A 21520-nucleotide genomic window follows, 5' to 3' on the forward strand; every position below is an offset into this window, starting at 1 on the left:
GTGGCCACGCCGCTCGGGGCGTCGATCAGAACATGAACGTGCCGCTCGCGAAGAGGTCGAACGTGTTGCTGTCGTTGACGTAGAAGCGGCGGCCGACCGCGTTGATGGTCGGGCGGTAGTTGGGGTTCGGGCTGCCGGTGACGGTGAGGCGCCCGTCCGCGTCCTGGCGGCGGCAAGGCCCTGCCGCCCCGAGGCTGTCCTTGTACTGGGAGTTGCACGGCTGGTCGCCGCCGATGCCGTGCCCGCCATCGTGGCGGAAGCCCGCGCCGATCTGGAACTTCACGAGCTCGGCCGCCCTCCACGTCACGCTCGCTGAGGCGCGGTACGAGCCGTACGGCTGGACGTCGCTGAGCCCCGTGAAGTACGTCCGCTGCGAGCCCTGGTCGACGATCGACGGCGAGCAGGCCCTCGCATCGCCGGTCCTGCACAGGTCCGGATCGTACGCGTCGTTGTCGCGGAACGCCGCCCACTGCGGCTGGCGCAGCGAGCTCGCGTCGCTCGATCCGAGCGCGTCGAACAGCTCCGAGTAGTCGCGCCCCTCGGAGTGGTACTCGCCGGTGAAGCGCAGATCGAGCGTGAGCCCGGTGTACTTCTCGCGGTTCTCCCAGGGGACGATCATCACGCCGAGCATCACGCTGCCGACGAGCGGCGGGTGGTTCACCAGCGACGTCTTCAGGTCGGTGAGGCCGTAGTCGCTCGACTCCTGCTGGAACTCGAACAGCGCCTTGAACCCGCCGTACGGCTCGACGTACTTGATCCGCTTCGACAGGTACGTGTGGACCTCGAGGCCGATGGTGCCGCGCGACACGCCGGGGTCTTGCTGGGCGATCCCCTCCCCCTCGAACTCGCTGTCGCTGCTGTTGTTCCGGTTGACGTCCGTCGGATCGGCGCACTTCACCTGGCCGCTCTTCGGCGCCTCGGTGCAGGCGTGCATCGGCTCGCTCACAGGGAAGCGCCCCTCGACCCCGAACAGCCAGGTCGGCTTCGTCCGGTCGCGCGCCTGGTTCATGATGTTCACGTCGAGGCCGACGGCGAGGTACTCGATGCCGCTCCGGTTCGGCGACGTGAAGGGCATCTGGAACAGCTGCTCCCCCGGGGCTCCCGCGAGCGCGACGGCCTGCGCCTCCGCCCCGGCGCTGCCGTTGAGATCGGTGAGCTCGCGCGTGTGGTTCAGGATGAGCGGCATCCTGAGGTAGAGCGCCAGGTCCCGGTAGAGGCCGACGTCGAGGCGCAGGTTGAGCTTCGAGGTCGCCTCGTTGTAGGTCGCCACGTTGAGCAGGTTCGACGTGTAGCCGCCCGACGACAGCCCCGGCCCGGCGATGCTCGTCTCGCGCCGGATCTTCGCGCTCTTCGACGCGTACTCGAAGCCGAAGCTGAAGTTCAGATCAAAGGTGTCGCCGTCGTCGAACGCGTCGACGACGCTCGTGATTTCGCCCGTCTCCATCATGAGCCGCGGCTCGGTGGCGCTCCGCGGCTCGTCGGCGGCCGCGGGGGACGCGGCGAGGAGAGCCGCCGCAGCGAGCGCGAGCGACGAGCCCCCAGCCACGTTGATGGCGACGCGAGCGAGATGGCCTTCGCAGTACCTTCTGCCGTGCATGCTCATGGTTATCCGTCGGACGGACGCTACCGGCCGGGGTAGGAGGGTGTCAATCCGCGAATCGCTCGCCCGGCTCGCGCGGTCGCGCCCCGCCGCTCACGCCGCAGCAATTCGCTCCGTTCCGCGTCGTTCCGGTCGGCCGCGGTCGCGGGGGCGCCGTTCAGCGCGCCGAGGAGCGCTCCTCGGGGGCGAACGGGCTCTTCCCCTCCTCGCTGTCGGGGAAGATCTCGCTCGTGATGTCCTCCGCGGCCAGCTCCTCGCGGGCGGTGCTCAGGTCGCGCGACGTCTGGTCGAGCCGGTCGGCGAGCACCCCCAGGAACTGCCAGAGCAGCTTCACGGCGAGCTCGTGCTCCTTGCGGAGGATCTCGAAGAAATCGGCGCGGCGGACGGCGATGAGCTCGCTCTGCTCCACGGCCGAGACGGTGGCCGAGCGCGGCATGCTGCGGATGAGGGCCATCTCGCCGAAGTGCTCGCCCGGGCCGACCTCGCTCAGCACCGATTCGCCGCGGATGATCCGGACGAGGCCCGAGAGCACGATGAAGAGCTCGTCGCCGCGATCTCCCTCGCGCACCACGATCTGGCCGGGCTCGAACGAGAGCACCTCGGCGACCTGCATGACCCGGAGCATCTCGCGCTCCTGCAGGCGCGCGAAGAGCGGCATCTTCGCGAGCACGTCGCGCTTCAGGGCGAGCAGCCGGGCGCGGACGCTGTCGCGGTGGTCGCCCTGGCCGAGCCGCACGAGGATCGCGGTGATGTTGTCCTTGCCGCCCTTCCTGTTCGCGAGATCGATGAGGCCGTTCGCGGCGATCTCGCCGTTCTCCTCCTCGAAGAACGGCTCGAGCTCCGCGGTGTGCGCGATGTACCCGTGGAGCCCGTCCGACGCGAGGAGGAACTGGTCGCCCGGGAGCACCTCGATCGTGAGCGTGTCGACCTCGACGCGCTCGTACACGCCGACGGCGCGGGTGATCGCGTTCTTCTGCGCCACCTTCTCGATCTGATCGCGCGTGAGCTTCCCGCGCTTGATGAGCTCGTTGTAGACGGTGTGATCCTCGGTGACCTGCTGGATGCGGCCCTCGCGGAGGAGGTAGATGCGGCTGTCGCCGACGTGCGCGATGTAGCCGTGCGAGCCGGCGATGAGGAGCGCGGAGAGCGTCGTGCCCATGCCGCGCTTCGTCGTGTCGGCCTTCGCTTCCTCGTGGATCCGGGCGCACGCGCGCTGGACGGCGTGCTCGAGCAGGCTGAGGACCTCCTTCATCGCGGCGCGCCGCACGTTGCTGCGCGCCTGGTTCTCGATGAGGTCCCGCTCCTTCTTCAGCTCCTCGTGGATGATGCGGACGGCGAGGGCGCTCGCGACCTCGCCCGCGGCGTGCCCGCCCATCCCGTCGGCGACCACGAAGAGCGCGAGCTTCTTGTCGACGAGGTAGTTGTCCTCGTTGTGGTCCCGCATGCGGCCGACATCGGTCGCCGCATAAAACCTGATGTTTTCGGACAGGCCCATCGGTTCGGGCAGGCTAACCGAGGGCGCGGGAGGAAATCACTACCGATTGCGCCCACCACGAACCAGGCGGTGGAGGACGTCGACGGACGACCTCCTCCCGTCCATCGCGCCCTCACCGCGCCCGGGGCGTGGCCGCTGGCGTGCGGCGCGTGCGGCGCGTGCGGCGTGCGGCGTCGGGCGACGCTCGGGGGGCGGGTGGGGAATCGACCGCGTGGCCGCGGTTGCGAGCGGCGGTACATTCAGAGCGCGTAGAATGGGGGTTGTATGCGGCTCGTCCTCTTCGATAACACCGACGTCGGGTGGGGTAGCGCGCGGCGGGCGAACGGCGCGAGGCGGCGCGATGACGCGGCGGCGCGCGCGCGCCCAGCAGCGGCCGACGCCGCCGGTTCCGCCGAGACCGGGGACCTCGAGGTCCTGGGCGAGGCCGTGGGCGCGACGATCGGGCTCACGCCGATCTGGCGCGCCGGTGCGCTCCTGCACCGCATGACGGGCGCGGCCGACGCGTGGCAGTCCGCCGCGAGCTGGGCCGAGGCGCTCGGCTGGGCGGCGCGCGCGGCGCGGGAGCGCGGCCGGAAGATCGCGTCGCTGCAGGCCTGGGGGCACGGCGGCTGGGGGTACATGCGCATGGGCGAGACGCGGCTCGACGAGGCCGCGCTCCGGCCCGGCTCGCCGCTCGATGAGGCGCTCGACGCCCTGAGGGCCGAGCTCGCGGGGCCGGACGCCGTCGTGTGGCTCCGCTGCTGCAGCGCGTTCGGGCACACCGGCCGGTCCTTCGCGCAGGCGCTCGCGAGGCGGCTCGGCTGCCGCGTCGCGGGGCACACGTACATCATCGCGTTCTACCAGAGCGGGACACATTCGCTGCGCCCGGGCGAGACGCCGTCGTGGGATCCAGACGAGGGCGTGCGCTTCGCCGGCGGGATGCCGACCGGCGCCAAGTGGTCGTCGCACGGGGCGCCGAACACCGTCTCGTGCCTGGCGGGCGATCTTCCGCAGGGCTACTGACGCCGAAGGCGCGGGTGAGGCCCCGCCGCGGGCGAGGCCCGGCTCGCTCGGGCGCTCGACCCGCGCCGCCGCGCCGGCGTACGCTGCCGCCATGACGTCGTCCGGAGCGCAGCGAGCGCGCGCGCTCGATCTGCTGAGCCGCGGAGACATGGCAGGCGGGATCGCCGGGCTCGAGGCGCACGTCACGGGCGCGCCGGACGACGCGGGGGCGTGGCTCGCGCTCGGCGCCGCGTACGCGGCGGAGGAGCGCTGGGCGGACGCGGCGAGCGCGCTCGCGCGCGGGGTGGAGACCGGCGGAGGGGAGCAGATCGAGGCGCGCCTCGCCTACGCCCGCGCCCTGGTCCGCCTCGGCCGGCTCGACGAGGCGGCCGCGGAGCTCCGGCGGGGCGCGGCGATCGAGCCGCCCGATCCGCGGGCGCTGCGCGAGCTCGGGGTCGTGCTCTACGATCTGCGCCTCTACGACGAGGCGGCGCGCTGGCTCGCGCGCGCGTGCGAGGCTGCGCCGGAGGACGCGCGGGCGGCCTTCGCGCTCGGGCTCGCGCACGAGGCGCGGCGGGAGATCGCGCCGGCCATCGCGGCCTACCGCGAGGCGGTGAGGCGCGCGCCCTCGTTCGCCGACGCCCGGCTCACGCTCGCGGACGCGCTCGCGTCGATCGGGGAGCACGACCGAGCGCTGGGCGAGCTCGAGGCGCTGCTCGCGCGCGAGCGGAGCCACGAGCAGGCGGCGAGGAACCGCGAGGTGCTGCAGCGCGCGCTCGCCGAGATGCGCGCGCGCCGGCTGCTCGGCAAGACGGAGCGGGAGCTCGCGCGGTCGGCGCTCGTCATGGAGGCCCAGCTCAGGCGCCGCGAGGCGCGCGCGGCGCCCGCGACGGCGGAGGGAGCGGCGGCGCGGCAGATCGTGCGCTACACGGCGCCGCTCCTCGAGCTCCACGTGACCCTCGACTCCCCGAACAATGGCCCCGGGAGCGGCGCGATCGAGGCGCTGCACCTGGCGCTGACCGATCCGGACCGCGCCGCGCGCGCCGAGGACGACGTCTTCAAGGTCACGGTGATCGGCGAGGACGGCCGGCAGGCGCCGGTGAGCTACGCGACGGGCGCGTCGCTCACGCTCGTGCGCGAGGCGATCGGCTGCCCGATGACGCAGGCGAGCGCGCTCTATACGTCGCTGCTGAAGGGGAGCCCCTCGGTCGACTGGGGCGGCGCGACGCTGCGGTTCGCGAGCGTGCCAGGCACCGGAGCGGCGCCCGGCGGCGAGCGGCACGGCCTCCTGGTCGGCCAGCGCGACTAGCCTCGGCTCGGCGGGGCGGCGCCGCGGGGCGCGTCGCCTGGCGCGATCATCCCGAGATCGAGCAGCGAGGAGTAATGCCCGTCCGGCGCGAGGATGACGTGGTCGACAAGCGGCACGCCGATCACCTCTCCGGCGGCGGCGACCGCGTTGGTCATGGCCACGTCCTCGGGCGACGGCGCCGAGTCGCCGCTCGGGTGGTTGTGCACCAGGACGAGCGCCGAGGCCGCGTCGGAGAGCGCGGCGCGAAGGATGTCCCTGGCCGTGACGGAGCACCCGTGGAGCCCGCCCTGCGCGACCCTGCGCGCTCCCCTCATCCCGTTGCGGCCGTCGAGCGAGATCACCCACATCTGCTCGTGATCGAGCGGGCCGAGCTGCGCCGCGCACCACGCCGCGATCGAGGCCGAGGTGCGCACCGGAGGCCGCGGGCGCACCGCGCGCTCGAAGGCGCGCCGCCCGAGCTCGAGCGACGCGGCGATCCGGAGCGCCTTCGCGAGCCCGAGGCCGGGGTGCTCGGCGAGCGCGTGCGGGCCGAGCCGCGCGAGCCCCTCCAGCCCCGCGAAGCGCGAGAGGAGCGCGGCGGAGACGAGCGTCACGGGGGTGCCGACCAGCCCTGTGCCGAGCACGATCGCGAGCAGGTCGGCGTCGCCGAGCGACCAGATCCCTTCCTCGAGCGCTCGCTCTCGCGGGCCGACGAAGGCGGCCAGCGCCGCGGGGTCGTCGGTGCACGTCTCGGGGAGGTGATCAGGGAGCAAGGCGGCGCGCTTCCACGGGCTCATGCGCGAGCGACAAGCACGCGGCGGGCCCGCCTGCCGGCCCGGGGCGCCGCGGGGGCGCGCGCGACGGCGAGGCGGCGGAGCGGCGGCGGAGGGTGGCGGCCGCCAGGCCCTCGCGCCGTCGCGCCCTCGCCCGGAGCGCGAACGACGACGCGCGCGCGTCACTCGACGCGGACGATCGTCTCCGCGGGGAGGCTCTCGGCGAACGCGTCGCGCGCCGCGCGCACCCTCGCCTCGACGAGGCCGTCGAACGTGAGCTTCGTGCGGTACTCGACGCCGGACCACCTCGGATAGGAGCCGATGTCGACGTCGCGGTGGGCCTCGACCACGCGGTCGAGCATCGGCTTGAGCTGCCCCTCGTCGAGCGTCGTGAACACCGCGAGCGAGACGAACGGCGCCCCGCCGGAGAGCTCCGCCTGGATGAGCGCCTGCTTGGCCCGGAAGATCTGCGGCACGCCGGGCAGCATCCACACGTTGCGCATCACCACGCCGGGCCACGCGGCGCTGCCGCCGGTCACGAGCCGCGCGCCCTCCGGGATGCGGGCCATGAGCAGGTGCCCCTCGGTGAGCCGATCGCCATAGTAATCGCGCAGGAGGCTCTCGATGTTGGGCGCGCTGACCACCGGCACGCCGAACGCTCGCGCGACGCCCGCGATCGTCAGGTCGTCGTGCGTCGGGCCCACGCCGCCGCTCGTGAAGACCCAGTCGTGCGACGCCGCGAGCGCCCGCACCTCGGCGGCGATCACCTCGAGCTCGTCGAGCACCATGACCGCCCGCTCCAGCCTGACGCCGAGCGCGCGCAGGGTGCCCGCGAGCACGACCAGGTTCTCGTCAGCGATCTTCCCGCTGAGCAGCTCGTTGCCGATGATCAGCGCCGCTGCGGTCCTCATGTCACCCTTCTTCCGCTCAGCTCTCGAACTCGCGCGTCACCGGGCGCCCGTCGGCGTCCATCCCGAGCAGCTCCTCGACGCGCTTCTCCGCGCGATCGAGGCGCTCCTGCGCCGACCGCGAGAGGCGGATGCCCTCCTCGAAGAGCGAGAGCGCGCGCTCGAGCGGCAGGTCGCCGCCCTCGAGCTCCGCGACGATCTTCGCGAGGCGGCGCGTCGACTCCTCGAACGACATCGCGTCGGCGCCCGCGGCCGCGCCGCCGCTCCGCGGAGCGCGGTCGGCCTCGGCCTTCGCCGGCGCCCCGGCGGCGCGGGGCTCCGCGCTCGATTCGACGCGTGACTCGACGCGTGGTTCGGCGCGTGATTCCACGCCCGCGTCGCCCTCGTCCGTCGCGTTGCTCATCGTCGTCATGAGCCAGGGTCCCCCGGGGGTGCGGCCGGCGCAAGCAGGACGGCGCTCGCGCCGGGCGGCACCGCCGGCACGAGGAGCACGCCGTCGGGATCGGCCACGACAGGGACCGCCAGCCCATCCGGCCGGACGAGCCGTGCGGGGCGCGAGGAGGCGCTCATGGACGCGCTCCGGTCGTTCGGGACGATGGCCACCCACACGACGCCCGTCGCCAGCGCGGAGCGCGGCGGATCGAGCGCCCGCGCGTCGACGCCGGAGAGGGCGGCCCGCGCGAGCGCGCGCACCCCTTCGTCAGGATCGAGATCCCGCGCCGCGACGAGGACGCGCCCGCGCTGCACCTCGGTGCGCCGGGACAGGCCGCGGACGATCGCGCGGCGCACCGCGGGGTCGTCCTCGAAGCGGTACGCGCGGGCGAGGAGGGAGACGCTGTCGGGCATGGGGTCGCTCCCGAGGCCGAGCGCGACGTGCGCGCGCACGACGGGATCGCTCCCCTCGAGCAGCCGCTCGATCCTGCCGCGGACCACCTCGTCGTCGCGGGCCGCGAGTGCGCGGGCGGCGAGCGGCGACAGCGGTCCGCCCGCCTCTGCGAGCGCGGCGAGCCGCGAGGTCGCGATCGCCCCGCCCCCGGGCTCCGCGAGCAGCGCGACGCCGGCGGAGATCGCCGCCGCGTCGGGCGCCGCGTCGCCGCTCTTCGCGGCGCTCGCGTCGCCGCCCGGCGCCGCGGCGCCCGACGCGGCGAGCGCCGCGAAGAGCGGCGCGAGGGCGGCGAGGGCGCGCTCGCCCCGCGCGAGCGCGCCGCGCGCCGCCGCGTGGACCGCCGCGCGATCGCAGGAGGACGGGGAGCAGGCGCCGACGACATCGACCGCGTCGCGGAGGCCGAGCGCCACGGCGCCGAACACCCCGACGGCGCGATCGCTCGACCCCTTCGGCGCGGCGAGCGCGGCGAGCAGCCGCTTCTCGAGCGCCTCGGGCGCGTCGCGCAGCGCGAGCCCGCGGACCACCCCGGCGCGCAGGCCGAGCCTGCGGAGGTCCGCGTCCTTCGCCGCGCGCGCGCCGTCGAAGAGCTCCGCGACCGCGGCCCGCGCCTCGGCCCCCGGCATCGTCGCCAGCGCGAACGCGGCCGCCGTCGCGAGCTCGGGGCGCTCGCTCGGGAGCCGGCGCAGCTGCCGCGCCGCCTCCGCGCCGCCCGCGCGGCCGATCGCCGCGACCGCGCGGGGCCGCGCGTCGTCGGGGAGCAGCGGGAGAGAGCGCGCGAGCGCCGGCACGAGCCGCTCCGCCGGCGCGAGCTCGGCCAGCCTGAGCCCCTCCATCCGCCCGAGCTCGGATCCGAGCAGCGCGGCCACGGCGTCCGGCGCCTCCGGCGCGCCGAGGTAGACGAGGATCTCCGCGGTCGGCTCGAAGAGCCCCGGCTCCGGCTTCCGGAGCCACGCGCGGGCCTTCGCCAGCGCCGCCTCGTCGCCGAGGCGCGCGAGGGCGCGCGCGGCGGCCACCTGCGCCGCCCTGTCGCCGCCCTCGAGCATCGGCCGGAGCGCCGCGATCGCCCGGAGATCGCCGAGATCGCCGAGGAAGCTCGCGAGCGCCGGCTCGAGGCGCTTGCGGCTGCCGAGCAGGAGCTGGAGCGACGCGGGCGGGTGCGCCTTGAGCGCGCGGGCGGCGGCCTCGCCCGCGGCCCCGCCCTGCACGATCGCGTTCACGAGCACGCCGAGCGCGCGCCGCTCGCCGGTGCGCGCGAGCGCGAGGGCGGCGGTGCCGCGCAGCACCTCGCCGAGCGGCGAAGCGGCGCCGCGCGCGGGCGCGCTCTCCGAGAGCTCGCGCGCGAGGAGCTGGCGCACGCTGTCGCGCTGCGCGTGCGGCGCGAGCGCCCGCACCGCCGCGAGGCGCGCCCTGGGATCGCGCGCCCCCGGGGCGCCGTGCTGCTCGAGCGCGGCGAGCAGCGCGCTCACCGCCTCCTCGGTGCCGATCGCCCCGAGCCGCTCGATGCCGCGGAGCCGCGCCGCCGGGTCGCTCGACGAGAGCAGCCGCTCGCCGACGGGCACGCCGAGGCTGCCGCGCAGCGGCGTCGCGCCGGCCTCGGCCCCCGCGGGCGCCTTGCCGCCTTCCTCCGCGGCCTGCGGCGCCCGGGCGGTCCGCGCGGCCGGCTGAGGCGCTGCCGAGCCCGCCATCGCGGTGGCCGCGAGCGCCGCGGCGAGGCCCAGGGCGCGGGGGGTTCCAGGGAGGAATCGCATTCGCTGCACCGCACTATCCCGCGATCGACGGCCCGCTGTCACGCCCCAGGCCAAGCCGTGTCAGCGCCGCGTGACAGCCTGGAATTTGATGGAAGCACGCGCTAGGTCGACCTACCGTGCAGCCGCGAAATGCGGCTGTGAGAGAGGTGAAGCTTGATCGACCTGGTACGGACACTGGAAAAGGCCATCACGGTCTCCGCCGGCAAGGCGTGGCCGGTCTTGCGGCGACTGAGCCGCCTCGGCGGCGAGCCCAGGCCGTTTCACCCGAAGTGGAGCGACAAGCCGATCCCGAGGGGCGGCGAGCGCACGGCGCCCCCGCTCGGCTGGCCTCGCGAGACGGACAGCCTGTGCCCGCGCTGCGTCAAGGAGGCGCGCGCCGAGATCCTGAGTGGCAGGGCGGACTGGACCAGGCTCATCACGGACAACCCCGGTGAGATCCGCGCCAGCATCGTCGCGCGCGAAGGGCGCGTGGTCATGGAGAAGACGTGCCCGAAGCACGGCTTCTTCTCGGACACGATCTCGATCGACCCGGCGTTCCTGGCGCGGATCGAGCGCCTCTTCGGCGGCCGCGACGTCGAGATGACGAAGGACAGGATCCACGACCACGGCTCGAGCACCATCCGTTACGGCCGCGGCGCGGTGCTCACGGTCGACCTGACGAACCGCTGCAACATGATGTGCGACCCGTGCTTCATGGATGCCAATCAGGTCGGCTACGTGCACGAGCTCTCCTGGGAGGAGATCACGCGGATCCTGGACGACGCGGCGGCGGTGCGCCCGCGCCGCCAGATGTCGATCCAGTTCTCCGGCGGCGAGCCGACGCTGAGCCCGCACTTCCTCGACGCGATCCGGTACGCGCGCGAGAAGGGGTACTTCGCGGTGCAGTGCGCGACGAACGGGATCCGCTTCGCGGACGAGCCGGGCTTCGCCAGGAAGGCCAAGGAAGCGGGCCTCCGGATGGCGTACCTGCAGTTCGACGGGGTCACGAACGAAGCGAACGGCCACCGGAAGATCGGGAACCTCTACGACGTGAAGCTGCGGGCGATCGAGGAGCTCTCGGCCGCCGGGATCGACGTCATCCTGGTCGTGACGATCGTCAACGGGGTCAACAACGATCAGGTGGGGCCCATCATCGACTTTGCGGTCCAGAACGCCGACAAGATCACGGTCGTCAGCTTCCAGCCGGTCAGCTTCACCGGCCGCGACGAGGACATCTCCGACGAGCTGCGCGAGAAGCAGCGCTATACGCTGAGCCACCTCGCGCACGACATCGCCCGGCAGACCGGCGTGACCGACCCGCTGCGCGACTGGTTCCCCCTGTCGGCGCTCAGCCCCTTCGGCAACGTGACCGACCTCCTCGACGGCCCCGACAAGGACTGGGGGCAAATCAACTGCGGCTGCCACCCGAACTGCGGGATCGGGACCGTGCTGTTCGTCCACAAGAAGACGAAGCGGATGGTCCCGCTGCTCGACTTCATCGATGTCGAAGGGCTGCTCTCCGATCTGCGCGCGATCTTCGACGCGGGGCGCGGCCGCGCCCTCACGAAGGCGCAGGTCGTCGCGGCGCTGCTGCGCCATTACCAGCCGGACAAGGCGCCGCCCGGCTTCCACCTCGCGACGCTCGTGAAGCAGTTCATGAGCCAGACGGGCGCCGCGCACGCCGGCGAGGGCGACGCCCGCGAGTACGAGTGGCGGGTCCTGTTCGTCGCGGGCATGTGGTTCCAGGATCTGTTCAATTACGACTTCCGCCGCACCGAGATGTGCATCATTCCGTACGGAACGCAGCTCGGCGAGATCAGCTTCTGTGCGTACAACACCGGGGCTGGATGGCGGAACATCCTCGAGAAGATGAAGGCCAACGCCACCGTGGCCGAGTGGTACAAGAAGCACGGTAGGCACCCTGTCTATGCGAAGAATCAGGATCTTCCTTTACCGGCCTACGACAACCCCCTAACGATCATCGAGCACGACCTTGCGTTGCGCGAGCGCGAGCAGGGCGGCGCGCGCCCACGGCGGGCGGCCCGGCGGCTGCCGATCGTGAGCTGATCGTGAGCTGATCGCGCCTCCTCCTCCCACGCCGCGCGCGGCACCACAGCCCCGGATCGCCGACAGACAGGTCACGTGAGCCCCTGGGCTCGGCGCCTCTGGGCTCGGTGATCAGTCGCAGGGCGCCTCACATCGACACAGAGTCCGGTTCTCCTCGCGGCCGTGTGGGCCGTGTGGGAGGAGCACGCGCTCGCGCGAGCGGCGCGGGAGTCGTGGAGAACGCACCACGCATGGTGTAGTCTGGTCACGTGACCTTGCACGCGGGCCGCTATGAGAGCTTGCGCGCCATCGCGTCAGGCGGCATGGCGACGGTGTATCTCGGGCGTGCCGTGGGCGCCGGCGGGTTCGAGCGCCTCGTCGCCCTGAAGATGATGCACCCGCACATCGCGGCGGAGCCCGAGTTCGTCGCGATGTTCCTCGACGAGGCGCGCCTCGCGGCGCGGGTCCGCCACCCCAACGTCGTCGCGACGTTCGATCTCGTCGAGGACCCGCTGTTCCTCGTCATGGAGTACATCGAGGGGCCGTCGCTGCACAACCTGCTCCGCACGTGCGCGCGGGCGAAGCGGCCCGTCCCGCTCGGGATCGCGCTCCGCATCTTCCTCGACGTGCTCGCGGGTCTCCACGCCGCGCACGAGCTCACGGGGAGCGAGGGCGAGCCGCTCAACCTCGTGCACCGCGACGTCTCGCCGCAGAACGTGCTCGTCGGCGTCGACGGCATCGCGCGCATCACCGACTTCGGCGTGGCCCGCGCCGAGACGAGGCTCGTGTCGACGCGGGGCAACGCGCTCAAGGGCAAGCTCGCCTACATGGCGCCCGAGCAGATCCGGGCCGCGAACGTCGATCGTCGCAGCGACGTGTACTCGGCCGGCGTGGTGCTCTGGGAGATGCTCACGGAGGAGCGCCTGTTCAAGGCCGACAACGACGGCGCGCTGCTCGCGCAGATCCTCGAGGGCGCGCCCACGGGTCCGCGCGGGGTGGTCCCGTCGGTGCCGACCGCGCTCGACCAGATCTGCCTGCGCGCGCTGCGCACCGACCCCGACGACCGCTTCCCGACCGCCGCGGCGTTCGCCGAGGCGCTGGAAGACGCGGCCACGCAGACGCCGGGCCTCGCCGTGTCGTCGCCCCGGGCGGTGGAGGCGCTCATCAAGGAGGTCGGTTTGCGCGGGCCGCCGGAGGGCCTCGGCGGGCCGGTCAGCGCGCGGAGCGGTCCCGCGTCGGCGCCCAGATCGGTGCGATCGCCGCTGAGCCAGCGCTCTCCGTTGAGCGATCGTCTGCCCCTGAGCCAGCGCGCTCCGTCGAGCGATCGTCTGCCCCTGAGCCAGCGCGCTCCGTTGAGCGATCGTCTGCCCCTGAGCCAGCGGAGCGCCGAGGCGGCGCCGGACAACTCGGGCGTCGAGGGCAGCGCGCCGGGGCTGGGCGCCGTCGTCTCCGAGGCCGTCTCCCGCGGCCGGCACCACATCGTGCGCCGCCGCGTGCTCGCCAGCGCCTGCGCGGTCGCGCTCACGCTCGGGGCAGGCGCCTTTCTCGCCGTCGGCCAGCGCGAGCCCGCCGCTCCCTTCACGGCGGAGAGCGCCTCTGTCTCCCGGATCTCGTCCTTCTTCCCCGCGGCCGCGGCGGCCAGCGGGCCGGTCCAGGCGGACGCGCCCGGGCATCCCGGCGAACCGGCGGGATCCCCGGTCCCCGGCGGCTCCGCTCAGGGCGCTGTTCCTGACAGCTCCGCTCAGGGCGTGATTCCTGGCAGAGCCGCCCAGAGCTCCGCCCCGGGCTCCGCGGGAAGGCCCGCACAGGTCCCTGCTCCCACCGCGAACCGTGCGACGAGCCCCGCTCCGCGGCCGAGCTCCAGAGCGGCCCCGCCCACGGCCGTCAAGCCCAGGACGAGCCGGCCCGACACGCGCACGACCAGCGGATCCACGGCCCCGACGGCGAAGCCGGCCACCCGCTCATCGACCGTTCGGAGCGCGGCGCCGAAGACCCCGCCAAAGGCGCCAGAGCCGAAGCGGAGCGCTCCACGGACGACCTCCCGGACGCCCTTCAAGCCATCAGGCCTGTGACGCACACAGGGCTGTGACGCACGACGTCACTGCGGAGATAGCCCAAGACGGTAGCTGCGCATGGCCCCAGCGCGCCCCCCGGGCCGAGCCATGATCCTTTTCGCCACCTCGTCCAACACTCCGACCATGGAGACACGTCCAATACCCCGACGACCGCGAGCACCCGCGACCTCGGCGCCGATAGCGCGACGTCGGGTCGCGCTATCGCACATTGAACGCGCCGCAGCGTGGCCTACATGCTCACGGAAGACAGCAGAACGTCAGTGGTCGCCTCACGAGCGCGATAGGGGAGGTAGGCTATTCTTGTCGTGGGGCGGTATGTGCTCGCCCAAGTGAAAGACGCGCCGCACGTCGGACGTTACCCCGGGGGGAACCAGCTCATGCGCTCGCTTTTCGAGCAGGTCGTCGAGTGCTGTGGCCTCGCGCCCGCGTTCGCCAGAAGGATCATCCAGGAGGCCTGCGAGCGGTGCGACGTGTCGCCGCCCGAAGCGATGACGCCAGCCGATCTCATCCGCTCGCTCCCGCACATCCGCCAGGCCCTCGGCGTCTTCCTCGATCCTGGGGAGGTGGCGCTGAAGACGGCCGCGATGCGAGCCCTCGTCAAGGGCTCCTGGCCGTCGATGGCCGCGGTCGTCCCCCCTGATTCGAACCAGGAGAGCCGGACGGCTCAGGACGAGCCCAAGGTCAAATCGAGCTCGTAGAGCTCGTAGTGCGAACGCCGCATTCCGAGCGCGACATACGTCGACTGCGCTCGCGCGTTCGCGGTCTCCACGTACAGGCGAATGCCGCATACGTCCCCCGCGTCCGCCGCCATCTCGTGGACTCGCCGGTACAGCGCCCGGAAGACCCCGCTGCGCCGCTGCGCGGGGGTCACATAGACGGACTGGATCCACCAGAAAGTGCCGTTTCTCCAGTCACTCCATTCATAGGTTATCATCAGCTGCCCGGCCATCTCGGACGCGTGCTCGGCCACCAGATAGAACCCTTTGGCCTCATCCGCGATCAGCGCGGCGGCGCCGCGGAGGGTGGTGGCGGCATCCAGCACCTTGCCCTCCGTCTCGAGCGCCATGGCCCGGTTGTTCGCCGCGATCAGCGCGGCGTCGGTGGGCGCCGCCCGGCGGATCACGAGCGCTGTCACGAGGCGACCTCCCGGCGGGCGTCGCAGGGACGCTCTCCGCCCGTACGGCCGGAGAGCTCGGGAGCGCGGCGTCGGATCGACATGGCCGACCCCATAGCGCGGGCAGCACGGCTGCTCAATCACTACGCGCACGCACGACGCGCGGCGCCTCGATCCAGCGACGAGCGCGGCCGGCGATGACCGGTCGCGAAGGCGTCGCCGCGGCGCGTTATGTTTCAAGGAGCGATCCTCGATGGGCGCGCGCGGCGCGCGGCGCGCGGTCCGTGGCTCGGCCGCGCCGGCGGCCTCTTGCGCCGGTTGGCGGAGGTTGTGCTCCTCGCCCGATCGCGCATACCCTCCGGGCGCCGAAGCCTCCCGGAGGGTGACCCTTGACACTGCTCGTCAGCGACTCGATTGCCCAGCGCGTCCAGCGGCTGGAGATCCCTTTCAACAGCTTCGGGGTCGATCCTTACGGCATCTCCCAGAAGCACCTGGGTCTCTTTTTCTCCCTCCTGGACTTCTTCTATCATCACTACTTCTCGGTGGGCGTGACGGGCCTGGAGAACGTCCCCGCGCGCGGGCGGGCGATGCTCGTCGGCAATCACTGCGGGGGAGTCGCCATCGACGGGGCGATGGTGGTCGCGTCGATGTTCTTCGAGATGGATCCGCCGCGCCTGGCCGAGGGGATGGCGGAGAAATTCATCAATCGCCTCCCCTTCACCTCGCTCTGGTCGAGCCGCACAGGGCAGTTCACCGGCCTCCCCGAGCACGCGAGCCGCCTCCTCGAGGACGAGCGGCTGCTCATGGTGTTCCCCGAGGGGGCGCGCGGCACCGCCAAGCTCTACAGCGAGCGCAACTCGCTCGTGCACTTCGGGTCCGGGTTCGTCCGGCTCGCGATGAAGACGAGGACGCCCGTCATCCCCTTCGGCTTCGTCGGCGGCGGCGAGGCGGTGCCGACCATCGCCAACTCGTACACGATCGGTCGGCTGTTGGGGGTGCCGTACATCCCCATCACCCCGTACCTCATCCCGGCGCCGCTGCCGGTCCAGCTGGAGATCACCTACGGCGAGCCGATGACGTTCGCCGGGACCGGCGCCGAGGAAGACGAGGTGATCCTGGGCCACGTCGAGCAGGTGAAGGCGAGGATCGCCGAGCTCATCGAGGCAGGCCGAAAGCGGCGCCGCGGGAAGCTCTCGCTGGACTGGCGCGGCGCCACGCCGCCCAGGCCCGCCTCATCGAAGGAGCACGCATGAGGGTCCTCATTCCAGGGATCACCGGCCAGCTTGGCCGCATGGTCGCGACGCGCCTCCTCGAGGAGGGGCACGAGGTGATCGGCATCGACCGGCGGCCGTGGCCGAGCGCCCCGGCCGGCATCGAGATGCACAACGTGGATCTGCAGAAGCGCGCCGCCGAGGACGTGTTCCGCAAGGCCCGGCCCCAGGCCGTCATCCACATGGCGACCGTGACGCACCTCGTGGAGCAGACGGAGGAGCGGTATCGGATCAACCTCGGCGGCACGCGCGTCGTCTTCGACAACAGCCGCGCCTGCGGGGTCGAGCACGTGATCTTCGTCGGCCGACACACCTACTACGGCGCCGGCCCCGAGTCGCCGCTCTACCACACGGAGGAGGATCCTCCGATGGCGGTGTCCACCTTCCCCGAGCTCGCCGACCTCGTCGCGGCCGATCTCTACGCCTGCACGGCGCTCTGGCGCGCTCCGGAGCTCTGCACGACCGTCCTCCGCATGTGCTACACGCTCGGCCCGACAGGCCACGGCACGCTGGCGAGCTTCCTCCGCGGCCCCCACGTCCCGTACGTGCTCGGGTTCGACCCGCTGTTCCAGTTCATGCACGAGCAGGACGTCGTCACCGCCATCTGCCTCGCCCTCGAGAAGCGCATCCGCGGCGTCTACAACGTCTCTGGCCCGCAGCCTGTGCCCCTGTCGCTCATCATCCGGGCGGCGGGCCGGGTGGCGGTGCCCCTCCCCGAGTTCGTCCTGCGCAACGCGCTCGGCCGCTTCGGCCTGCCGAAGCTCCCGCGCGCGGCGCTGACCCACATCAAGTACCCCGTCGTCGTGGACGGGGCAGCGTTCCGCGCCGCGACCGGGTTCAAGCACGCCATCGACGAAGCCCAGGCCATCCGCGAGTACCGCGACGCCCACCCGGTCCCGGCGAGCCGCTCCTGAGCCGGGGATAACCTCTCATGAGATAAGGAGGTCCCGATGTTGTCCGAGAAGGTCAAGCAGTTCGCGCCGGCCAGGCTCACCGCGGACATCGGCGATCTGCCCGAGCCGGAGAAGAGGGCGCTCGCCAAGCTCATCGAGGCTTCGCGGCAGCTCGATCCCGTGTTCGATCGGCAGGCCTACGCCGGGAACCCGGAGCTCCGCGAGGAGCTCGTCGCGGACGGCACCCCGGAGGGGCGGGACAGGCTCGCCTACTTCGACATCATGCGCGGCCCATGGGACAGGCAGGATCACCACCGCCCCTTCGCCGTCGACGAGCCCCATCCGCCTGGCGCCGGCTTCTACCCGGAAGATCTCTCGGCCGACGAGCTCAACGCGTGGATCGAGCAGCACCCGGGCGACAAGGAGGCCTTCACGAGCCTGTTCACGCTCATCCGCCGGGACCAGGGCCGGCTCGTCGCCGTGCCGTACAGCCAGGCTTATGCGGCGTGGCTCGGCCTCGCCGGCGCGCTCCTCGAGGAGGCCGCGGCGCTCACCGCGAGCGAGAGCCTGCGACGGTTCCTGAGGTCCCGGGCCGCCGCGTTCCGCTCCGACGACTACTATGCATCCGACAAGGACTGGATGGACCTCGACAGCCGCGTCGAGGCGACCATCGGCCCTTATGAGACCTACGAGGACGAGCTCCTCGGCCTCAAGGCCTCGTTCGAGTCGTTCGTCACGGTGAGCGACCCCGACGCCTCCCGGAAGCTCTCGAAGTACAAGGAGCTCCTCCCGGAGATGGAGCGCAACCTGCCTGTCCCCGAGGACGTGAAGACGGCGCGCGGCGGGGAGAGCCCCATCCAGGTCGTCGACCTCGTGTTCAGCGCTGGCGACGCCCGCAAATCGGTCCAGACGATCGCGTTCAACCTGCCGAACGACGAGCGCGTCCGCGCCGAGAAGGGGGCCAAGAAGGTCCTGCTCCGCAACGTCATCGAGACGAAGTTCGAGCTGATCATGCGCCCCATCGCCGAGCGCATCCTCGACCCGGCGCAGCTCGATCACCTGTCCTCCGACGCGTTCTTCAACGAGACGCTCTTCCACGAGCTCTCGCACAGCCTGGGCCCTGCGTTCACGACCGTGGGCGGGGAGCGGGTCGAGGTGCGGATCGCGCTCGGCCCGACATACTCGGCGCTCGAGGAGGCCAAGGCCGACGTGATGGGCGCTTACAACGTCCTCTTCATGATCCATCTAGGCCACTTCGCGGCCGATTTCAGGGAAAAGCTCCTCATCTCCTATTTCGCAGGGCTCTTCAGGAGCACCCGCTTCGGCGTGGCCGAGGCGCACGGCAAGGGGGCCGCGCTCCAGATCAACCGGTTCCTCGAGGAGCGCGCCGCCCGCTTCGACCCGGCGACACGGCGCTTCACCGTCGACGCCGCGGAGCTCGAGGCCGCGATCACCCGCCTCGTCCGCGACCTCTGCATGGTGCAGCACCGCGGCGACAGGCAGGCCGCCGGCGAGCTCCTCGCCAGGTACGGAGAGGTCTCGGAGCCAATGCGCCAGGCGCTCGGCGGCCTCGAGGGGATCCCGATCGACATCCGGCCGATCTACCCGCTCGCCGGCGAGTGAGCCGCCGGCGAGCGGCGCTCACGGCCCGATCTGCACGAGGAACGCGTCGCCGGCGCCCCGGCTCGTGGCCGTGGCCGCCCCGAGATCGAGGACGCCGTCGAAGCGGCCGGTCACCCAGCTGTCGCCGAGGAGATCGACGGCGACGGCGGTGCCGCGCTGCTCGCCCGAGTCGCCGAACGAGCGCAACCAGATCGGGTTGCTGGCAGGGTCGAGCTTCGCCACGAACACGTCGGCGGCGCCCATGGCGGAGTCCGCCTCGTTGCCGATGTCGAGGCTCCCCTGGAAGGAGCCGGTGAGGAGGATGTTGCCCGCCAGATCGACCGCGACGGAGGCGCCCTCCTGATCGGCGTCGTCGCCGAAGTCCTCGCACCACTGGAGGACGCCGTTCTCGTCCAGCCGGAGGAGGAAGATGTCCTTGTCTCCATTGCTCGTGAGCAGCGACTCGCCGAAGGAGATCGCTCTCCGGAACGAGCCGGTCACGAGGATGTTGCCCGCTCCATCGACGGCCACGCCGAGCGCTTCGGCCGCGTTGGTCGCGTCGGCCGCCTTGCTCCAGACGTGATCGCCCGAGGGGTCGAGCTTCGCGACGAACAGGTCGGTCTTGGCCTCGGTGGTGAGCGGCTTCTCGCCCCCGAAATCGACCTCCCCGCTGAACCAGCCGACGACGATGATGTTGCCGTCGCCGTCGACGGCGACGCCCGTGCCGGCCTGATCTCCCTTGCCGCCGAGCCGCTTGGCCCATTCGACGTGGCCGGCGGCGTCGAGCTTGGCCAGGAAGGCATCGCTCCTGCCGTGGCTCTCCAGGGTGAACCGCTCGCCCTGACGGCCCTCGCCAAAGTCGAGCGTGCCCGAGAACTCGCCGGTGATGAAGGCGTTCCCCGCCTGATCCACGGCGACCGCCGCCGCCTGTTGCGTGGCCTCGTCGCCGAAGCGCCGGCTGAACCGGTGCGCCCCGGTCGCGTCGAACCGCGCCACGACGACGTCGGCGCGGCGGCCGGCGCCCGCGAGCACGCCGCCGCCGAAATCGACGTCGCCGGCCACGCTGCCCGCGAGCACCACGTCGCCCCCCGGCGCGAGCGCGACCGCCCGGGCGACGCTGTCCGCGAAGCGGCGGCCGAACCGGAACCGCCCCTCGCGCGTGGAGGCGTCGCGGGAGAACGAGACGAGAAAAGAGTCCGGCTCGGCGAGCGCGCCCAGCTCGTCCGACGGGCCCGCGCCGAGATCGGTGCTGCCCGACGCCGAGCCGACCACCACGACGGCGTCGGCCGAGGCGGCGATGCCCAGGCCCTGCTGAGCGCCGGCCCCGCCGAGCGCGACGCTGTGCACGGGATCGCCCGTGCACGCTCGCCCGTCGCAGTTCTCGTCCTCGGGCGTGGCGCAGCTCTCGAACGTGGGCAGCACCTGGCCGACGCAGGCGCCGACGTCCGTCCCGTCGTCATTGCACGCGGCGACGCCGCCCACGCAGAGGCCGACGCCCTGCGTGCCCTGCGGCCCCGCGTAGCAGGCCGCCTCGGTACGGGGAACGCAGATCTCCTGCTCCTCGCTGCCGCCGCCCGCCCCCACGCCGCCGCCGCCGGCTCCCCCCTGGCCCACCGGCGCGGGATCCGCCGCCACGTCGGGGAACGGCGCGATGAAGGCGCACGCGCCGAGGCCGGTGCAGGCGAAGGCGAGCGCAGCGACGACGCCCGCTCCGGGGCGATGTGCGCCGCTCACAGCACTCCCTGCACGGCGACCCCGGCGCCGTCCGCGCCGACCCATGGCGAGAGCGCCGTCGGGCCGGGGGTGCGGGGCGCGGGCGCAAGCCGCCGCCCGGCGGCGTCCGGAGGAGCCGCGGGCGAGGAGGACGAGGGCCAGAAGAGGTACGTGGCGACGCCGCCTGCGATGAGGGCGGCCCCGGTGAGCACCGTGCTCGTGACGGCGAGCGCTTGCCCGCGGTCGTGCAGCGCCTGCCGCTCGCCCAGCGAGCCCGGGGCAGGGTTCGCGTTCTTCTTCAGGAAGCTGTGCCGCACGTCGTACGCCACGACGCCCGTGACCACGGCGCCGGCTGCGAGCGCGGCCGCCGTGCCCCCGACGACCACCGGCGAGATGCGCGGGCCGGGCGCGGGCGCGCTGGGCAGCGCCCGGCGCGCGGGCGCGATCGACAGCAGGACCGCGGGCGATCGCTTGCGGCCGAGATCGGCCCGCAGCTCGACGACCGCGCCCGTCTCGGCCTGCACCGACGCCTCGAACCGCGCCGCATAGTTCTCGGCCTCCACCACGACCCGCCGCGCCCCGGGGCTCACGAGGATGGCCGCGCCGACGAGCGCGGCGTGGATCGGCTCACCATCGATCTCGACGCGCACGCCGGTCGCGTCCTCGGGCAGCTGCAGGACGATCTGCGACGTCTTCACGCGGAGCTTCTCTAGTCGTGCCCGCGACTCCCTGGCGAGCGCGAGCTCGTTCCGCGCGGTCGCGCCGGACGCGGCGAGCTCAAATGCGTTGAGCGCCTCGACGACGTGGCCGAGCGCTTCATGACAGACCCCGAGGTGATACCAGAGAGGCGGGGACACGACGATCTTGCTGATGCGCTCGTACGTCTCCAGCGCCTCTGCCCACCGGCCGCCGTCCTCCGCAGCGAGGCCGAGCGCGAAGAGGCGCCGCGCGGACGCGAGCTCCGCGGCGCTCGGCTTGTGGGGCGCAGCGAGAGCCGCAGTGTCGCTCGCGACCGGGGCCGGCGGCGCGCGCCCGGCGTCCTCCGGGGGAGGCTCGGCGAACGCAGCCGGACCGACGCCGACCAGGGCGAAGAATACCACTCCGCCGATGGTGATCCGATGCTTCACCCACGCCTCCTTCCATCACCA

The 21520-nt window shown here is 72.7% G+C and carries 17 protein-coding genes; 8 read left to right on the plus strand and 9 right to left on the minus strand.

Going from position 1 to position 21520, the window contains the following annotated elements:
- Positions 1 to 25: 25 nt before the first annotated feature.
- Together WMF29_RS34465 and WMF29_RS34470 are read right to left on the minus strand one after the other, a co-directional pair.
- Entirely contained in the window at positions 26 to 1597 is a 1572-nt protein-coding gene (locus WMF29_RS34465; RefSeq protein WP_437324351.1) for a hypothetical protein, read from the minus strand.
- A 160-nt stretch (positions 1598 to 1757) separates the two neighbouring features.
- A complete protein-coding gene (locus WMF29_RS34470; RefSeq protein WP_012239102.1) occupies positions 1758 to 3095 on the minus strand; it encodes a Stp1/IreP family PP2C-type Ser/Thr phosphatase in 1338 nt (445 codons plus the stop codon).
- Between the two features lie 264 nt (positions 3096 to 3359).
- Here WMF29_RS34470 and WMF29_RS34475 point away from each other — a divergent pair, with 264 nt between their 5' ends.
- Complete coding sequence (locus WMF29_RS34475) at positions 3360 to 4097, plus strand: hypothetical protein (protein WP_437324352.1); 738 nt, start codon at positions 3360 to 3362, stop codon at positions 4095 to 4097.
- Between the two features lie 91 nt (positions 4098 to 4188).
- Complete coding sequence (locus WMF29_RS34480) at positions 4189 to 5385, plus strand: tetratricopeptide repeat protein (RefSeq protein WP_437324353.1); 1197 nt, start codon at positions 4189 to 4191, stop codon at positions 5383 to 5385.
- Here WMF29_RS34480 and radC read toward each other — a convergent pair.
- From radC to WMF29_RS34500, 4 genes are all read right to left on the minus strand, one after another.
- Entirely contained in the window at positions 5382 to 6137 is a 756-nt protein-coding gene (radC, locus tag WMF29_RS34485) for a RadC family protein (protein ID WP_437324354.1), read from the minus strand. The genes WMF29_RS34480 and radC overlap by 4 nt on opposite strands.
- A 182-nt stretch (positions 6138 to 6319) precedes the next feature.
- Entirely contained in the window at positions 6320 to 7048 is a 729-nt protein-coding gene (locus tag WMF29_RS34490; RefSeq protein ID WP_437294310.1) for a competence/damage-inducible protein A, read from the minus strand.
- Positions 7049 to 7064: 16 nt separating this feature from the next.
- On the minus strand, positions 7065 to 7448 hold the full coding sequence (xseB, locus tag WMF29_RS34495) for an exodeoxyribonuclease VII small subunit (protein ID WP_437324355.1): 384 nt from the start codon (positions 7446 to 7448) through the stop codon (positions 7065 to 7067).
- A 5-nt stretch (positions 7449 to 7453) separates the two neighbouring features.
- A complete protein-coding gene (locus tag WMF29_RS34500; RefSeq protein ID WP_437324356.1) occupies positions 7454 to 9679 on the minus strand; it encodes a HEAT repeat domain-containing protein in 2226 nt (741 codons plus the stop codon).
- A gap of 153 nt (positions 9680 to 9832) precedes the next feature.
- Between WMF29_RS34500 and WMF29_RS34505 the strand changes: the two genes are divergently transcribed.
- The 3 genes from WMF29_RS34505 to WMF29_RS34515 all read left to right on the plus strand — a co-directional run bounded on the left by WMF29_RS34505 (position 9833) and on the right by WMF29_RS34515 (position 14477).
- Entirely contained in the window at positions 9833 to 11725 is a 1893-nt protein-coding gene (locus WMF29_RS34505) for a radical SAM protein (protein ID WP_437324357.1), read from the plus strand.
- 248 nt (positions 11726 to 11973) lie between these two features.
- A complete protein-coding gene (locus WMF29_RS34510; RefSeq protein WP_437324358.1) occupies positions 11974 to 13776 on the plus strand; it encodes a protein kinase domain-containing protein in 1803 nt (600 codons plus the stop codon).
- 380 nt (positions 13777 to 14156) lie between these two features.
- Entirely contained in the window at positions 14157 to 14477 is a 321-nt protein-coding gene (locus tag WMF29_RS34515) for a hypothetical protein (RefSeq protein ID WP_272095434.1), read from the plus strand.
- Here WMF29_RS34515 and WMF29_RS34520 read toward each other — a convergent pair.
- The gene (locus WMF29_RS34520; protein WP_437324359.1) at positions 14444 to 14914 is read right to left on the minus strand and encodes a GNAT family N-acetyltransferase; all 471 of its coding nucleotides are present in this window, start codon (positions 14912 to 14914) and stop codon (positions 14444 to 14446) included. The genes WMF29_RS34515 and WMF29_RS34520 overlap by 34 nt on opposite strands.
- Positions 14915 to 15282: 368 nt before the next feature.
- On the opposite strand from WMF29_RS34520, the gene WMF29_RS34525 reads away from it, so the two are divergent.
- Genes WMF29_RS34525 through WMF29_RS34535 form a run of 3 tightly spaced genes read left to right on the plus strand, consistent with a single transcriptional unit; the run spans position 15283 to position 18680 of the window.
- The gene (locus tag WMF29_RS34525) at positions 15283 to 16146 is read left to right on the plus strand and encodes a lysophospholipid acyltransferase family protein (protein WP_272095436.1); all 864 of its coding nucleotides are present in this window, start codon (positions 15283 to 15285) and stop codon (positions 16144 to 16146) included.
- On the plus strand, positions 16143 to 17078 hold the full coding sequence (locus WMF29_RS34530; protein WP_437324360.1) for an SDR family oxidoreductase: 936 nt from the start codon (positions 16143 to 16145) through the stop codon (positions 17076 to 17078). The genes WMF29_RS34525 and WMF29_RS34530 overlap by 4 nt, the downstream gene beginning before the upstream one ends.
- Before the next feature lie 36 nt (positions 17079 to 17114).
- On the plus strand, positions 17115 to 18680 hold the full coding sequence (locus tag WMF29_RS34535; protein WP_437324361.1) for a dipeptidyl-peptidase 3 family protein: 1566 nt from the start codon (positions 17115 to 17117) through the stop codon (positions 18678 to 18680).
- An 18-nt stretch (positions 18681 to 18698) separates the two neighbouring features.
- On the opposite strand, the gene WMF29_RS34540 is transcribed toward WMF29_RS34535, so the two are convergent.
- Together WMF29_RS34540 and WMF29_RS34545 are read right to left on the minus strand one after the other, a co-directional pair.
- On the minus strand, positions 18699 to 20393 hold the full coding sequence (locus tag WMF29_RS34540) for a hypothetical protein (protein ID WP_437324362.1): 1695 nt from the start codon (positions 20391 to 20393) through the stop codon (positions 18699 to 18701).
- Complete coding sequence (locus WMF29_RS34545) at positions 20390 to 21499, minus strand: hypothetical protein (protein ID WP_437324363.1); 1110 nt, start codon at positions 21497 to 21499, stop codon at positions 20390 to 20392. The genes WMF29_RS34540 and WMF29_RS34545 overlap by 4 nt, the downstream gene beginning before the upstream one ends.
- Between the last annotated feature and the right edge of the window lie 21 nt (positions 21500 to 21520).

This window comes from Sorangium sp. So ce381 (genome assembly GCF_051473845.1).
Taxonomy (GTDB): domain Bacteria; phylum Myxococcota_A; class Polyangia; order Polyangiales; family Polyangiaceae; genus Sorangium; species Sorangium atrum.